Raw genomic sequence first — 14,032 nt, 5'->3', positions numbered from 1 at the left:
TCAATGATAATCATGTGCGAATTTCTCATGTTTTTTTACTTCATGATCAGATCGTGATTATCTAAAAAAGTTCCCTGTAAAATAAATCCTTTATTTTCAATGAATAAAGTTCGATCCCGCCCTTATGCTGCCATAGCCCACGCAAATGTCTGTAAATAGTCCCAGGGAATGACTTGTAACTCGAGTGACCACCCAAAAGACTGCTTAATCACGATATCGACGATCAAACTAGCCAACGCTAAGCCGAGCGGAATCGCAATTAAGGAAGAAATAAGCCCGAACACAAACAGTTGTAAGCTACCTGTCAGAATCAGTTCCTTCGCTGATACACCTAAGCAGCGCTGTAACGAAATATGCCTTTGTCGAGACACTTCACCCGCAACAGTTGCGAAGAAGATACCGAAGACTGCAATGACCAATGTGATGTTACCCAATGTATCTGCAATCGCGAACGTTCTATCGAACACACGCATCGCTTGGCTGTGAATATTGTTGTTATCGAAAACACGCTCAGAGCCAAGCCTGAATACGCTTTCTAAGCGGCTTCGAAGCCCTACTGAATTCACATCATCTTTGAGTATTACGCCAAGGCCCACATTGCCCCGACCTGCAAATCCATACAGCCAGTTTCGATGCGACATCATGACTTGATGGTAAGGGTTACCGTAATCGTAATACACACCGACAACCTGCCAACCAGAGCCAAGATTGTCATAGAGATCAATGTAGTCACCTGGGCGAATACCCAACTTGAGAGACATCGATTCGCTGATCAACACACCTTTAGAGTGATGTAAGTGATACCAGTAATTAGGAATACCTAACTTGATCGTCAGCGCTTCTAGCTCACCTTCAGAAGGTCCAGTACTGACCACTTGAATACTGCCAACTGGAGATGCAACATCTTTCTCCCAACGCCACCAAACAGAATCCACTTCAGGCTGTTCTGACAGCCAGTTACTCATACGAGCAGCACCATTGTTGGTTGGGTAGATGTAAAGATCTGCCGCCAAGCGCTGTGTTAACCATTTATCTGTGGTATCTCTAAAGCTACCGACCATGGTTTCTACACCAATATTCGCGGTTAGCGCCAACATAAACGCCATTGTCGCCACACCACGGTAACTCATGCTTGAAGCGGCATCCGCGAAGAACCAACGAGCACGAACCCAGCGTAATGAATAAGACAGGCTGTTAAATAACTTCCACATCAAGAACGGCGTAAACAGAGCCACACTAACAAGCATCAGCGCGATAATCGCAAAACCCGTTTCTTGAGTCTGAGGCGCTTGATAGACAGCGACAGCTGCAACCAAGAAACCACAACCAATCAAAGCCTGCCAAGTGAATTCAGTACCAGCAAAGCGCATCAAAGATAAACGAGAGGTCAAACGGATCGGTTGTGAACGAAGCAGACGAACCAATGGCCAAGCACACGCTAGGAATGCACCAAGCAACGCCATTAATAAGCTGTAACCGCTCCATCGCCAATTCCAGTCGATAGTTAAACCAACGTTGGCGTCATATAAATCACCTAAACTTGAAGATACCGCTGGTAACAGTTGGTTTGCCAACATGACACCGAATACATTGCCGCAGATCCAGCTCAATACCACCAATAACAGTAATTCTAAACAAAGCGCTTTAGCCAGTTGCCAACCCGACACACCCGTTTGTCTTAAGATTCCAACTAACGGTTGGCGCTGAATAAACGACAGCGACATCGCTTGATAGAAAATGAATAAGCCAACCACAAACGACAGCATACCCATCGCTTTTAGGTTTAAGTGGAACGCGCTGGTCAGCGACTCAAGCTCAGCTTTAGAGCTGCGAGAGATCGTCAAACCATTAGGCAGCATGTTTTTAAGACGCTCAAACTTCTCAGGCGACATATCTGAACACGCAATCACAGACAGCCCGGCACTGCGTTTAAGCATTCTGAGCAAAGAGATATCTGCAATCAGCCTTGTGCCATCAATCAGGTTTTTTTGATCAACAGCGATAGGGCCAAGCTCAGAACCATCCATGAGAGGAATGTAGTCCCCGTTATTCCATTCCATGTGTTCTGCGAGATCATCACTCACAAGGATTGGGTATGGCGGCTTCATGAGGTTTAACGTAGTGAGATCTTTTAACGCAACACCCGGCTGAAGCTGAAGCATAGACACAGGGTCGATGCCGATAAGCATGAAGTTCGCGCCATTTTCATCAGTGATACGATGGTGGTCAAAAGGAGAACACTGTTGAAAGCCTTCACGGCGAAGCTGGATATAAAAACCTTGCGGGATTTTATTGGCGTTGTGTTTTGGTCGAATACGATAAGGAAGAGGATTCGAAAAGAGTTTTTCGCCATGCGCATAGCTTTGCTTGGCGTGTTGGTTGATAGCAGTAACACCAACCAAAAGTGATACGCCAAGGGTTAAACCAAGCCATACCAAAATAATCTGCAGTGGGTAGCGTCGATAGTGACCGAGTAGTGCCTTAACTACGGGCCATAACATGCAGTTGCCCTCCTTGTAGGCGGATTCTGCCGTCCATGTGCTGTGCTACTTTTTCACTGTGTGTCACCAACAACAAAGTGCATTCTAATTGGCGAGCCAAAGAGGTCAGCAAACGCATTACCGCTTCTGCATTACGCTCATCTAAACTTCCCGTCGGTTCATCGGCTAACAGAATTTTAGGTTCCATGTACAGAGCACGAGCAATCGCTGCGCGTTGTTGTTGACCACCAGACGCTTCTTCAGGGTAACGTCCAAGTAAAGGCATAAGGTCTAAAGCAGAAAGAATCTGCCTCCAGAGGCCTTTGTCTTCAGGCAAGCCTTTTAACTGGCGACAAAAACGAATGTTGTCAGCAATATTAAGCGTTGGAAGTAGGTTGAATTGCTGGAAGATGTGACCAATATTATTTCGGCGATATGCGGTGCGATTGCGTTCTGTCGAATCGTGCATATTGAAGTTTGGGAAAGCAATTTCGCCAGAGTCTACCAGGTCTAAACCCGCGATAAGATTCAGTAATGTACTTTTACCTGAGCCACTTTCACCCATTAGTGCAAGCTGGTCACCTTGGTTTAATGTTAGTTCAGCACCTTGCAAAACAGGGTGAAATTCCCCCCCGTCGACATAGCCTTTACATAGGTCTGACAGCTTTAACATTAAACAGCTCACATTAGTTAGAATTTGGAAGGAGAATCTACACTAATTCCCTGTTAGGAGGAAGTATTTTGAAAGATAGATCACACACCAACGATAAAGTGATGTGATCGATGCGCCCTACTTCAACTTCCTATCAAGTTTTTGATCCATTTTCTTGTTTTCATGCGATAGAGCGACCCACCCCACTTAATCACTTCTTCGGTGAGGAAAAGCAGATACACCCACTCAGGTGGAAACTTTAAATAGATAGCCGCAATCGCAGCCAGTGGAATACCAATCACCCACTGAGCAATCAAATCTTGATAGAGACAGAACTTCACATCACCACCCGCTCTCAACACACCAACGATCACAGTCAGCGGTACCGAGCGAATAATAATACCCACGCTGAGAATGAGAATGAATTTCTCAGAGAGGGCTCTGGTTTCTTCAGTCAACGCACTGAACGCATTCAATATTGGCATTTGGACGAAATAGAGAAAAATCGCCACAACAATACTGGTTAAGAAACACAGAATCGTTAAACCTAGTGCTTGATAATAAACCGCTTCATTGTTCTTCGCACCAAGTTGGTTACCCACCAAAACAGCCGCGGCATTGGACAGGCCAATCAATAAACTCAATGAGATAGATTCAACCGGCGTCATGACTGAAAGCGCAGCCAAACCTTGAACACCCGATTGTCCCATGATCGCGTGGTAAGCAAACAAGCCACCCGCCCACGCTAAGAAGTTAAACGTGGTAGGCAAAGACAACTTCAAGAAGCGAACGACTTTCTCAACGGTTGCAGCCGCTTTGATATCACAAAGTTTAAAAGCTAATAGGTGTTTAGAGAAATAGAGGTAGCCATATAAGGTCGCCACTTCAATGGCCCCGCTCAATACCGTCGCAATCGCTGCGCCTTTGATTCCAAGCGATGGGAAGCCTAAGTTACCGAAGATCAGCACCCAGTTTAAGAACACATTAGACAGAATGCCAATACCGCTGAAGAAAGTGCTTAACCCAGGTTTGTGCATCGCTCTCAAACCTACCGCCATACTGCTGACGCACGACACCGCCAGCATGCTGAATGAGGTGATGACGATGTATTCAACGCCGAGGCTGATGACTTCTTGAGAGTCGGTCGTCACGCCCATGATTTGCGCAGGAAAAGAAACAAAGAAAACAATGGTCAGCAACGCAAACAGGGTCGAAACTAGCCACGTCAGTGCGGTACTTTCTCTGACACCTTGTTTGTTACCCGCGCCCCAATATTGAGCCGTTAGCAAAGCGCCGCCCGTAGTGACACCCACCAGCATAATGGTCGTCACAAACATTGCACGGCTCGCAACGCCCACTGCCGCAATGTCTGCTTCCCCAAGCTGACCTAACATCAACACATCGACTAAGCCTCGGCTTGAAAACATAATGCTCTGCAAAGCAATAGGCAAAGCAATCGCAATAAGCCTACGAACAAAATCACCTCGAGTGTGATGAATAATTGAAGAGAGCAACATAGAGATACCTAAACGGAACGTATTGATGAATAAAGATAAATATCGCGCTATTATATCAATGTTCGGTTTTTAACCACAGATATAAATGGAGTAACAATGAAGAAAGTACTGGTTTTAGGCGCTTCTGGATATGTTGGTTCGCAGCTCCTCCCTCTCCTGCTTGAGCAAGGCTATCAAGTCACTGCTGCAGCAAGGCATATCGACTATTTAAAGGCACGAACCGAACCTCATGACAACTTGTCACTAGAGTATCTTGATCTTGCAGATCAAGCCGCAACACAAGCATTAGTCCCCGACTTTGATCTTGTCTTCTTTCTCGTCCATGGGATGGCAGAAGGCCACGACTTTATTGATTATGAACTGAATTTGGCACGTAACTTTGTTTCAGCTCTTGGGCCAAAGAATCAACACGTCATCTACCTGAGTTCGCTTCAACCGCAAACGGGTGATTCAGAACACCTTCAAGCGAGAAAGAAAACCGGAGAACTGCTTCGTAAAGGACCAGCCCCCGTCACTGAACTGCAAGCAGGCGTGATCATCGGGCCCGGTTCTGCAGCGTTCGAGATCATGCGAGACTTCGTGTACAACTTACCTATCATGATTGCGCCCAAATGGGTCGACTCTAAAGCCAACCCTATTGCCTTGCAGAACCTGAACCACTACCTGCTAAAACTCGCACAGGACACGCCTAGCGAAAGCCAAACCTTCGAAGTTGGTGGGCCAGACATTGTCTCTTATCGAAATCAATTTGCTCACATTGCCAAAACAGCCGATCGCCCACTCAGGCTTTGGGCGACGTCACTCCTCACGCCCTCAATTGCGTCATATTGGCTAGGTGTTGTGACTTCTGTTCCGTCTAACATAGGCAGAGCGCTTCTCGCGGGCTTAAAACATGACTTTATTGCCAGTTCGACCATCATTAGAGAAAAGTACCCTCAGAAGCTTATCTCGTTCGAAAATATGGTTGAGCAAGCGATTCACGCTGAAGGAAACTTCGTGAAAAGTAATGTTTGGGGCTTTGATAAGACCGCCTTCAAACGCTGGCAAGCTGGGTACGGCTATTACCCTAAGAAAACAGGCGCAAGTATCACCTCGAGCGCATCTTTAGAATCCATTTGGCAGGTCGCTCAGCAAATAGGAAGCCCGAAGCAAGGTTACTTCTTTGCTAATGCTCTATGGCGCACACGCGAATGGTTAGATCTTCTCTTTGGCGGTGGTGTGCCGGTTCGAAAAACGCCTGAAGGGCCGACCCTAAAAGTCGGTGACAAAATCGATTCGTGGAAAGTCATTCGTTGTGAAGAAAATCAGTTTTTATCTCTGCTTTTCGGTATGAAAGGCCCGGGGTTGGGGCGACTCGAGATTACCGTCTCTGACCACGGTGATTCACGTGAACTGAACATATCAGCTTGGTGGCATCCAAAAGGCTTTCTAGGGTTACTGTATTGGTTTGCGATGATGCCAGCCCACCTGTTTATCTTTAAAGGCATGGTTAAAGCAATTGAGAAGCAGGCTAAAGAGCAGGATTAGATGCAGATACGGGATTCGAGTAACGAGATGCGAAAAGATTAAAAGCAAATTCGAGATTCGAGTGTCGAGATGAGAAAAGATTAAAAGCGGATACGGGATTAGAGTAACGGGATGAGAAGAGATTAAAAACAGATTCGTGTGCCGAGATGCGAAAAGACTTAACAGCAAATTTGCGACACGCGCTATGAGAGGCAAAAAAGAGCGGATAATTCCGCTCTTCGTATCTCTATCTCGTATCCCGAATACGCTATTAGCCAATAACGCTAATTGGGATCTCAGCCAGCTGGTTACCTTGGTTAGCAGGATACACGATGTATTCACCGTGATACTTCACCGCAGACTTGTAGTCCGTTACTTTGTGAAGCATGAAACCCGCTTCCATCGCTGCTTGAATGAACTCAGCGTGGTTACCACGAACAAACCAGTTCATTGGCTTAACCATCAACTCACCGTCGAAAGAGTCGTCGCACTGTTTGCCACACAAAGCAAAAGAGTGCTCACCATCGGTGAAGAATTGAATCTTACCGCCAGTCGTTAGCTCGTCTTCACTTGATACACTCCAACCCATCTCGTACATTTTGTCCATGAACGCTTCAACATCACTGTCTTTTAGCGCTTTAGGCTCTTCGCCCTCAGGGAAAAAACGTCCGTAAAACGCAGAAATACGTTTAAAGGTAAAAGTTAAATCAGAGTTATTGCCTTTTGAGCGACCCTGTTTCTGCCAGCGAACCAAGTCAGGCACAATCACGCGATCATAAGCTTGGGATTTAATTGCCTTTGTTACCCAGCGAACAAGGTAAAGGTTGTTCGCGATAGGTGCGTCAATGGCCTTGCCAGACTTATGTAGAGCATATAGCTCGCCTAGCGCATCATTCACTAACTTCTGAATTTCAATATAGTATTTTGACATTATGCCTTCTTTCCTAATGTCCAATATAGTAATGCTGACATTACTGCACACGCAGCCATTACCATAGCCATAGACCCAGCACTGTCACTTGGCAGCATCGCAACGATAGCCCCAACGACAGAACCAGTACCAAATCTTAATGTTCCCGCAAGCGATGAAGCCGTGCCTGCCATGTTTGGATAACCACTGAGCAATAGACCCATAGAGTTACTGCCGATAGTAGAGATGGTGCCAATAAATAGCATCACAAACGGCACAATTCCCCAAAGCCCGAGATCCAACGCCCAACCGACAAGTAACCCTACGCCAGCCAGTAATTGGATGACCAGCGCTGCCCTCAACATGGTATGAGAACCGACCTTCTTAACGATTCGACCATTGATTGTCGTCATCAGAATCATCGCAACAATGTTCAGACCAAATAGGTAACCAAACAGGTCAGGACGTACGCCATAGACATCAATGTAGACAAAAGAGCCTGCGGTTAAGAATGCAAACATCCCAGAGAACGAGAATGCACCCGAGAAAATCAGGCCCATAGCGGTCGGATTTTTACATAAACGAGCGTAATTACGAATCGTGGTTTTAAAGCGCAATGGTTGACGATTATCGACAGGCAGTGTCTCAGGAATTTTGATTATCACCGCGAGAATGACAATCACCGCAAAAATAGCCAATACCCAAAAGATTGAACGCCAACCGAACCACAATGCTAAGTAACCACCAATCATCGGCGCGATAAGTGGTGCAACCGTCATCACTAAGGTAACGAATGACATGGTTCTCGCGAAATCTTCACGGTCGAACATATCACGCACAACCGCTTGGATAATGACCGCCGCCGCCGCACCTGCAAAACCTTGAGCGGTACGAACTAACGTTAACGCTTCAATGCCATGAGTCGTCGCACTCACAACAGACGCGACCGCAAAAAAGAATACACCAATCAGTAGAACAGGCTTGCGACCATAACTGTCGGCTAACGGACCATGTAACAACTGACCCAATGCAAAACCTGCGGTGTACGCTGTGAGTGTGATTTGTACTTCACCCGCTGTCACGCCGAGATCTTTGGCGATCGTTGGCATAGCAGGCAGGTACATATCGATGGCGAGTGGTGTCAGTGCACCAATCGCACCCAGAACCAAAAACAGCATCCAACCTAACTGAGGAGTTTGTGGTTGTGAGCTTGGGGTCTGTTGGGTAGACGTTTGCATAACTCTCCGACTAAGTACTAGGTTCTATGTGAGCACGAGCATGCACGCAACAATATACGAATATACACATAGCAATATACGAATACGCACAGTGATACACGAATATGCGCACACATACATGAACATATAGTAATAATGGCTGAAACTGTCCTAGTACCAGTCAAAATAATCAGCCGACGCTATCCTTGGTCGGCCACATCTACGGCAGAAAAGATTACTTCCAGATAGAGTCGACTTCTTCTTGTGTTAGGTAACGGTATTCACCCAACTCCAAAGATTCATCCATCTCGATTTCACCGATACGCTCACGGTGTAACCCTTCAACTTTATTACCAAGTGCCGCAAACATACGTTTTACTTGGTGGTATTTGCCTTCGTGAATCGTTAATAGTACTTCACGCTCAGCACGAACTTCTAAGTGTGCTGGAAGTGTTAGGCCATCTTCGCTCTTAAGCTGGATGCCCTCTTTGAATTTTTCAACGTAATCGTCTTCAACAGGTTCAACCAACCACACACGGTACGTCTTCTCGCACTTGTGCTTTGGTGATGTGATGCGGTGAGACCACTTACCATCATCGGTAATCAACACAAGACCCGTCGTATCAATATCTAGACGACCAGCAAAGTGCAGCTTGTCCATTTTGATTTCATCGAGTAATTCAAAGGCGATACGATTTGCGCCATCTTCATGCGAACAAACAAAGCCTTCTGGCTTATAAAGCATGATGTAACGTGGGCCGTGAACATTCAGTTCATTGCCTTGCCATTCCACAACGCACTCTTCAGTTACCTTGAGTGAACCGCTTTTTTGAATGACATCATTTACTGTCACTGCCTTGGATTTTAATAAGTGTGTTGCTTCTCTTCGAGTGACGCCTAACGCATCGCACAGAAATTTATCTAAACGCATGAATACCTCAACTAATCTAAGTCGGGTATTATAGTCACCTTTGCTCAATTAGTTGAGCTATTTCACACTATTTGTTTTCTACCCTACAAGACGCGATATGTATACACTCCGCCCGTACCAAGCTGATTCTGTAAAATCAGTGATTCATTACTTCAGAAAACACCAAACACCGGCTGTTCTTGTGTTGCCTACAGGCGCAGGGAAAAGCCTTGTGATTGCAGAGCTAGCAAGGCTTGCGAAAGGTCGAGTGCTGGTACTCGCTCACGTTAAAGAGTTGGTCGAACAAAACCATGAAAAGTATGAAGGTTATGGGCTAAAAGGCTCAATTTTCTCTGCGGGTTTAGGGCGAAAAGAGACAGACCAACAAGTGGTGTTTGCTTCGGTTCAATCTGTGGTTCGCAACCTCGATTCATTCTCTAACCAATTTTCACTGTTGGTTATCGACGAATGCCACCGTGTGCCAGATGAAAAGACCAGTAGCTACCAAAAAGTGATCACCCACTTGCGCGAGAATAATTCGGGCATCAAGGTGCTTGGACTGACCGCCACCCCCTATCGTCTTGGTATGGGTTGGCTTTATCAGTATCACACGCGTGGACAAGTACGATCTGAAGAGCCTAGGTTTTTCAGAGATTGTATTTTCGAGTTACCGATTCGCTACTTGTTGGACGAAGGCTTTCTAACACCAGCACGCATGATCGATGCGCCAGTATTGAGCTATGACTTCTCACAGCTAAAACCTGCAAGTACAGGCCGTTACAAAGAAGCCGAACTCGATATGGTGATCGAGCAATCTAAACGTGCGACCCCACAAATTGTCGACCAGATCATTGAACTGGCCAAAGACAAGTTAGGGATCATGGTATTTGCTGCCACAGTTAGACACGCACAAGAGATCCTTGGCTTACTGCCTGAAGGTGAATCGTCAATCGTAATCGGCGACACACCAACTCTCGAACGTGACCAAATCATCAGTGACTTCAAAGAACGTAAAATCAAGTTCTTGGTTAACGTATCGGTATTAACCACAGGTTTTGATGCCCCTCATGTCGATTTAATCGCGATTTTACGCCCGACAGAGTCCATCAGTTTGTATCAACAAATCGTTGGCCGTGGCTTACGCTTATCGCCGGGTAAAAAAGAGTGTTTGGTGCTCGACTATGCTGGCAACAGTTACGATCTTTACCAACCTGAAGTGGGCGACCCTAAACCCGACTCAGACAGTGAAATCATCACCATCCCCTGCCCTGCATGCGGCTTCAACAATAACTTCTGGGGCAAGCTAGACAGCAATGGCTTCTTGCTAGAGCACTTTGGCCGTAAATGCCAAGGCTACTTTACCGATGAAGACACGGGCGAACGCGAACACTGTAATTATCGCTTCCGAGCCAAATACTGCGGTGAATGCGGCGCTGACAATGACATTGCCGCGCGCATTTGCCATGAGTGCGATGCAACCTTAGTCGACCCAGATAAAAAACTTAAAGAAGCACTGAACTTAAAAGATGCGTTGGTGTTTGAGTGTTTAGAGATGGATCTTAACGTTCTCAAGGACGACAAAGGTAAGTCGCAACTTAAAGTCACTTACCGTGGCGAAAACCAAGCACAAGTGCATGAATTTTGGTCATTAACCACCAAGAAACAGAAGCAGAACTTTAAGGATCAGTTTGTTCGCCCTCACCTTGCCGACAGACACCGCCCTTTTGAGGAAGCCTCACCAACGAAAGTGGTTGCTCACCAACATAGATTCCGCCCACCTCAATTCGTGATTGCACGTAAAGTCGGGCGCTTTTGGAAAATGAGAGACAAAATCTTCGAAGACGAACTTCAGCAACGTTAACATCTCATTTTTTGATAACCTAAATCTCATTATTCATCAGGTTCACTTTCTGTTCAGAATTACTTTTTTATACTGAACGCTATCAACCTTCTCTAGGATTCGCTATGTTTAGTAAAGTTATGATTTCTATGTTTTCTTTAAGCTTAGGCTTATGTGTCGCCGCTAGTGCGTGGGCTGACTCAGATCATAACGGTCATGATCTTGTACAAGATGTCCATAAAGCGGGAACCCGTATCGAATTTGAAGAAGATCAAGACGAAGTCTACGAAGCCGTACGCGAAGGCTATATTCGCCCTTTCTCAGAAATGTATGCGGCCGTTGAGAACGATCTTCATGGCAGAATCATTAAAGTAGAGCTAGAAGAAGATGACGACATTTGGGTGTATGAACTAAAAATCAATTACCAAAACAACATCATCAAAGTCGAATACAACGCTGAGACGTTAGAAATGCTCATGATTAAAGGACGAAACTTTAAAGACGCAATTAAGCACGGTGAATAAGTAAGCGCCGCAACTTTAAAGACGCCATTGATCACGACGAGCAATTAAGCACAACGAACAGTCATTACAAGAATTAAGAAGAACAATTATGAAAATTTTAGTCGTTGAAGACGAACCTCGCTTGGGACAACAAATTCTAGAAACCCTTGAGGGAGCCGACTGGGTTCCGGAACTTTCTCAAGACGGTATCGACGCACTCTACCGTGCAACATCAGAAGAGTGGGATGCTATTGTTCTCGATTTAGGTCTACCTAAGCTGGATGGCCTAACCGTATTAAAAGGCATTCGAGACGAAAACATTAACACGCCAGTGATTATCTTAAGTGCGCGTGACACGCTTACCCAACGTGTAGAAGGCTTGAATGCAGGTGCTGATGACTACCTAACTAAACCATTCGAAATGGTCGAGCTGATAGCCCGCATTCGTGCTCAACTACGCCGAGCGTCAGGCAGTGCTGCTCCTATACTTCAAATTGGAGATCTAAGCCTAGACACACGCAGCTCTAAAGTGTTGTGGCAAGGTCAAGCGGTTAGCCTCACGGCGCTAGAATATAAAGTTGTCGCGTACTTCATGCATAACCAAAACAAAGTTATCTCGCGCACTGAGTTGGTCGAGCACATCTACAAGCAAGACTTCGACCGCGACTCAAACACGGTTGAAGTGTTCATCGGTCGTATTCGTAAGAAAATCGCACCAAAGATCATCAAAACCGTTCGTGGCCTTGGCTACCAACTGAATGCTGAATAATGCTGTATTTAATTAAGCTAAGAGCAATCTCCAATTAGTGGACAGCCTGTGCTGATCGTCGTTGCTCTCATAGCAAGATGAGCAAAGACAGGCTGGTAACGTATGAATCTAAAAAAACGAACACTTAAAAACGTCAGTCTAAAAAGCCGCTTGCTCCTCGCCGCGGCTTTTTGGCTAGGTGCGATGATATTAGCGGCAGGCGTCGGAATACCTAAGTTGGTTAACGATTACTTGGTCGATGACGTCAAGCAACAGCTCAGCCTAACCATGGACGAGTTAACCGCCAACATAGAAACCAACGACAGTGGTAACCTCATCATGGCAGAGCGTCTGTCTGACCCTAGGTTTAACCAACCCTACAGTGGTATTTATTGGCGAGCCGCTACTCAAGACCAGATTATTCGATCTCGATCTCTATGGGACAAAGACCTCACCATCAAGCGTTCGCCGATTCATACTTCAATCAAAGGGCCTGAGAAAGAAAAGCTTATTTACATCGAGCAGGATATCTATCTGCCTGAACTGAACGATCCTGTCACGATCACCATTGGTATTGATGAAGACCCATTAGAATCCACACTGACCGAACTTACAGGTCAAGTCTGGTTGATTCTGATGTTGCTGTTTGTGGGCGTGCTGATGTTGATTGGTATTCAAGTCAGCTGGTCACTATTGCCACTCAGTAAGATGCAACGTGAACTGGTGATGTTAAGAAACGGCGAGCAACAAGGGTTAAGCGACAACTACCCGAAAGAAGTTTCTCCTTTGGTTTCTGACCTCAATGCCCTGCTCTTCCACTATCAAGAGTTATTAGAACGAGCTCGTAACCACGCTGGAAACCTATCTCACGCGTTGAAAACACCGCTGTCGGTTTTGAAAAATGAGATAGAGCGACTTCCAGACGATGACAAAACATTGTTACAGCAACCCATTCATCAGATTCAGAACCAAATAGATTATCATCTTGGCCGTGCACGCATGGCAGGTGCAATGAACATTCTTTCGGTGAAGTCATCACCTTGTGAGCGTGTTGAAGCTATCTCAATGGCGTTTGATAAAGTCTACGCAGCCAACGAAGTCACCATAATTAATGAGCTAGACTCTGAGATTGAAGTGGCAGTAGAGAAAACCGACCTTGATGAAATGGTCGGCAACCTACTCGAGAACAGTTACAAATGGGCGAGCAGCATTATCCGAGTCCATTCGAATGAACTCAACGATGGCAACATTGAATTGGTGATTGAAGATGATGGCCAAGGCATTCCTGAAGAGAAGCTTGAGCAAGTCACCAAACGTGGTGTTCGACTTGATGAAACCACACCGGGAACAGGATTGGGGCTTAACATCGTGAATGAAATGGCGCACAGCTACCGAGGCAGCCTAACGCTCAGCAAGAGCTCAATGGGCGGATTGAAAGCCTCTCTAGTGCTTAAACTAAGCAAAGGTTAAGTAAGCTAAACGCGCTAAATAAACTAAGTAAACTAAGTAAACTAAGTAAACACGATAAGCCCTAGCACAACGCTAGGGCTTAACTTTATTCTGGTTTAACAAAGCTTTTCTCGCTTCAATATGATTAGCTCATCGAGTGAAGCCCAATCATATTGTAAGCGCTCCATAAACCCCGCATTCTAATCACCTATCACGAATAATAAGATCAAGTCTCCAACCATGAGGAGATTTAAAATGGGAAAACGACACACCAATCAAGAATGGCAAATGCTTATAGAG

At 45.7% G+C, this 14,032-nt stretch carries 10 protein-coding genes and 1 pseudogene; 5 read left to right on the top strand and 6 right to left on the bottom strand.

The features are described 5' to 3' along the window. Positions 1–125: 125 nt before the first annotated feature. The 3 genes and pseudogenes from H5300_RS22505 to H5300_RS22495 all read right to left on the bottom strand — a co-directional run. Positions 126–2,501 (bottom strand): annotated as a pseudogene (locus H5300_RS22505) (FtsX-like permease family protein); the annotation flags it as partial. Further along, positions 2,482–3,153: an ABC transporter ATP-binding protein gene (locus H5300_RS22500; RefSeq protein WP_004734674.1), complete on the bottom strand. Its 672-nt coding sequence runs from the start codon at positions 3,151–3,153 to the stop codon at positions 2,482–2,484. The pseudogene H5300_RS22505 and the gene H5300_RS22500, both read right to left, overlap by 20 nt. 122 nt (positions 3,154–3,275) lie before the next feature. Then, positions 3,276–4,649, bottom strand: coding sequence for an MATE family efflux transporter (locus tag H5300_RS22495; protein WP_017083326.1), 1,374 nt, complete (start codon positions 4,647–4,649; stop codon positions 3,276–3,278). A gap of 96 nt (positions 4,650–4,745) precedes the next feature. On the opposite strand from H5300_RS22495, the gene H5300_RS22490 reads away from it, so the two are divergent. Continuing rightward, a complete protein-coding gene (locus H5300_RS22490) occupies positions 4,746–6,176 on the top strand; it encodes a DUF2867 domain-containing protein (RefSeq protein ID WP_182796946.1) in 1,431 nt (476 codons plus the stop codon). A 250-nt stretch (positions 6,177–6,426) separates the two neighbouring features. Here H5300_RS22490 and H5300_RS22485 read toward each other — a convergent pair whose 3' ends face one another. The 3 genes from H5300_RS22485 to rsuA all read right to left on the bottom strand — a co-directional run bounded on the left by H5300_RS22485 (position 6,427) and on the right by rsuA (position 9,213). Next, positions 6,427–7,086, bottom strand: coding sequence for a DUF2913 family protein (locus tag H5300_RS22485; RefSeq protein ID WP_010441495.1), 660 nt, complete (start codon positions 7,084–7,086; stop codon positions 6,427–6,429). After that, positions 7,086–8,303: a Bcr/CflA family multidrug efflux MFS transporter gene (locus tag H5300_RS22480; protein ID WP_017079054.1), complete on the bottom strand. Its 1,218-nt coding sequence runs from the start codon at positions 8,301–8,303 to the stop codon at positions 7,086–7,088. Before H5300_RS22480 ends, H5300_RS22485 begins: the two co-directional genes overlap by 1 nt. Before the next feature lie 214 nt (positions 8,304–8,517). Further along, positions 8,518–9,213 carry a 16S rRNA pseudouridine(516) synthase RsuA gene (gene rsuA, locus H5300_RS22475; protein ID WP_004734669.1) on the bottom strand — a complete coding sequence of 232 codons (696 nt, stop codon included), beginning with the start codon at positions 9,211–9,213 and terminating at the stop codon, positions 8,518–8,520. A 97-nt stretch (positions 9,214–9,310) separates the two neighbouring features. Between rsuA and H5300_RS22470 the strand changes: the two genes are divergently transcribed. The 4 genes from H5300_RS22470 (at position 9,311) to H5300_RS22455 (ending at position 13,753) form a co-directional block, all read left to right on the top strand. Beyond that, on the top strand, positions 9,311–11,053 hold the full coding sequence (locus tag H5300_RS22470) for a DEAD/DEAH box helicase (RefSeq protein WP_004734668.1): 1,743 nt from the start codon (positions 9,311–9,313) through the stop codon (positions 11,051–11,053). 104 nt (positions 11,054–11,157) lie between these two features. Continuing rightward, on the top strand, positions 11,158–11,556 hold the full coding sequence (locus H5300_RS22465) for a PepSY domain-containing protein (protein ID WP_004734667.1): 399 nt from the start codon (positions 11,158–11,160) through the stop codon (positions 11,554–11,556). 88 nt (positions 11,557–11,644) lie between these two features. Beyond that, entirely contained in the window at positions 11,645–12,304 is a 660-nt protein-coding gene (locus H5300_RS22460) for a response regulator transcription factor (RefSeq protein ID WP_004734666.1), read from the top strand. A 102-nt stretch (positions 12,305–12,406) separates the two neighbouring features. Further along, positions 12,407–13,753, top strand: a complete 1,347-nt coding sequence (locus H5300_RS22455; RefSeq protein WP_182796945.1) for an ATP-binding protein — start codon at positions 12,407–12,409, stop codon at positions 13,751–13,753. The last annotated feature ends 279 nt before the right edge of the window (positions 13,754–14,032 follow it).

Source organism: Vibrio sp. SG41-7, from assembly GCF_014164465.1.
GTDB classification, from domain to species: domain Bacteria; phylum Pseudomonadota; class Gammaproteobacteria; order Enterobacterales; family Vibrionaceae; genus Vibrio; species Vibrio splendidus.
The sequence above is the reverse complement of the archived record's forward strand: the minus strand, read 5'-3'. Positions and strand labels throughout refer to the sequence as shown.

Bases quoted from the DNA above. Each gene is read 5' to 3' on its own strand.
- H5300_RS22490 (WP_182796946.1), top strand. From the start codon at position 4,746: ATGAAGAAAGTACTGGTTTTAGGCGCTTCTGGATATGTTGGTTCGCAG.
- H5300_RS22485 (WP_010441495.1), bottom strand. From the start codon at position 7,086: ATGTCAAAATACTATATTGAAATTCAGAAGTTAGTGAATGATGCGCTA.
- H5300_RS22480 (WP_017079054.1), bottom strand. From the start codon at position 8,303: ATGCAAACGTCTACCCAACAGACCCCAAGCTCACAACCACAAACTCCT.
- rsuA (WP_004734669.1), bottom strand. From the start codon at position 9,213: ATGCGTTTAGATAAATTTCTGTGCGATGCGTTAGGCGTCACTCGAAGA.
- H5300_RS22495 (WP_017083326.1), bottom strand. From the start codon at position 4,649: ATGTTGCTCTCTTCAATTATTCATCACACTCGAGGTGATTTTGTTCGT.
- H5300_RS22470 (WP_004734668.1), top strand. From the start codon at position 9,311: ATGTATACACTCCGCCCGTACCAAGCTGATTCTGTAAAATCAGTGATT.
- H5300_RS22460 (WP_004734666.1), top strand. From the start codon at position 11,645: ATGAAAATTTTAGTCGTTGAAGACGAACCTCGCTTGGGACAACAAATT.
- H5300_RS22455 (WP_182796945.1), top strand. From the start codon at position 12,407: ATGAATCTAAAAAAACGAACACTTAAAAACGTCAGTCTAAAAAGCCGC.
- H5300_RS22465 (WP_004734667.1), top strand. From the start codon at position 11,158: ATGTTTAGTAAAGTTATGATTTCTATGTTTTCTTTAAGCTTAGGCTTA.
- H5300_RS22500 (WP_004734674.1), bottom strand. From the start codon at position 3,153: ATGTTAAAGCTGTCAGACCTATGTAAAGGCTATGTCGACGGGGGGGAA.